At 70.4% G+C, this 1,722-nt stretch carries 3 protein-coding genes; 2 read left to right on the forward strand and 1 reads right to left on the reverse strand.

The window, feature by feature from the left end; translation table 11 throughout:
- On the forward strand, positions 1 to 757 hold a 757-nt coding region (locus G6019_RS13295), incomplete at its 5' end, for a putative inorganic carbon transporter subunit DabA (RefSeq protein ID WP_182627781.1).
- Positions 758 to 783: 26 nt separating this feature from the next.
- A complete protein-coding gene (locus G6019_RS13300; RefSeq protein WP_228549514.1) occupies positions 784 to 1,083 on the forward strand; it encodes a DUF190 domain-containing protein in 300 nt (99 codons plus the stop codon).
- On the opposite strand, the gene G6019_RS17415 is transcribed toward G6019_RS13300, so the two are convergent.
- On the reverse strand, positions 1,076 to 1,722 hold a 647-nt coding region (locus tag G6019_RS17415), incomplete at its 5' end, for a PEP-utilizing enzyme (RefSeq protein WP_241726047.1). The two genes, G6019_RS13300 and G6019_RS17415, sit on opposite strands and share 8 nt — an antisense overlap.

The raw sequence follows: 1,722 nt of genomic DNA on the forward strand, positions 1-1,722 counted from the left end.
TGAGCACGACACCACCACCGACCACGTCGTCGTTCTGGATCGCCACCAGATCCCCGAGTCGCACCGAGACGACCTGGAGCGGCTCGTCGGGGACCTGGCCGAGGCCGGCGAGCGCCTCGCGATCGAACGCTCCGCTCTCCTTCCGGGGGCGCCCGTGAGCCCGGAGCCGGGCGCGGCCGCGCGCCACGTCGACGCGCGGGGTGCGGACTGGGCCCAGGTCTACCCCGAGTGGGGCCTCGCCGGGAACGCGGCGATCATCATCGGGCCGCGGGCGGTCACGGAGGGCGTCGACCTCCGTCGTCGATGCTTCCTGCACTCCTACAACGCCGACGAGGACCCGTCCGGGAGCGCGCTGGAGACGATCCTCACCGCGCCCGTGGTAGTCGCACAGTGGATCAATTGCCAGTACTACTTCTCCACCGTCGCCCCCCGGACCTTCGGCGCCGGCACCAAGACCACCCACAACGTCGTCGGCGGGATCGGTGTGGTCACCGGCCCCGGCGGCGACCTGCGAACCGGTCTGCCCTGGCAGTCCGTGGCGGTCGGTGATCACCTCGCGCATGAACCCATGCGTTTACTGGTCCTCGTCCACGCACCGCGCGAGCGCATAGACGCGATCCTGGCCCGTAACCCCGGGGTTCGGGACCTCGTCGACAACCACTGGATCACCCTGCTGGCCCGGAACGACCAGTCCCCCCGATGGCACCACCGCACCCGCGGTGGATGGACCCCGTATCCCACCGAGATCGGAGAATGACCATGACCCGAGCCAACCTCACCAGGATGACCAAGATCGAAGTGATCGTCCCGGGATCCGACGCCCCCGACGTGCGACGACTCATCGAGCATTCCGGCGCGACCGGTTTCACCACCATTTCCGGGGTGTCCGGGCTGGGCCACCACGGATACCGGGAGGGCGGACTGCTGTTCAACGAGCAGGAGACCCTCGCCCTGCTCATCACCGTCATCCCTGATCACCGTGTCGATGCGCTGCTCGTCGGACTGCGGTCCCTGCTCGACGAGGCCTCGGGGGTCATGTTCGTCACCGACACCTACGTCAGCCGCCCGGACTACTTCACCTGACGTCCGCGCTCCGGTCCAACCGCGTCACCACCCCCCGGTCGCCGTCCACCCGGACGAGGTCACCGGTCCGCAGCGTCTGCGTGGCGACCAGTGTGTTGACCACGCAGGGCAGCCCGTACTCGCGCGCCACCACGGCCCCGTGGGAGACCGAACTGCCGATGTCGGTGACCAGCGCGGCGATCACCGTGAAGTAGGGAGTCCAGCCCACATCCGTGACGGGTGCGACCAGGATCTCGCCCGACCGCACCTCGCGGGCGTCCAAGATGGACCTGGCCACGCGCACCACGCCCTCCACCGATCCGCGGCTCGCGGGTCGCCCGATGATCTCCCCGCCCGCGGCCTCACGCGGGGGCCGGGCGATCAGCGGGACCGGGCGACCGACCGACACGTCGGGGAACTCCAGCACGTCCTGGAACGCCAGTGCCTCCCGGCGCGCGAGGGCGCTCTGGACGAGATCGCCGATCTCCCCCGGCCCGACGATCCGGCCCAGCTCCGCACGGTCGAAGAAGAACACCAGGTCCGCGTCGGGCAGTCGTCCGGCGGCGGCCAGGACCTCGCCGAGGTGGCGGTACCCCCGCTTGAGCGCGTGCGCCATCAGCGCCATCGCGGACTTGGTCTCCTCGCGCCCACGCGCGCCCT

Origin of the sequence: Dietzia sp. DQ12-76, assembly GCF_014145045.1 — a bacterium.
In the GTDB taxonomy this organism is placed as follows: Bacteria; Actinomycetota; Actinomycetes; order Mycobacteriales; family Mycobacteriaceae; genus Dietzia.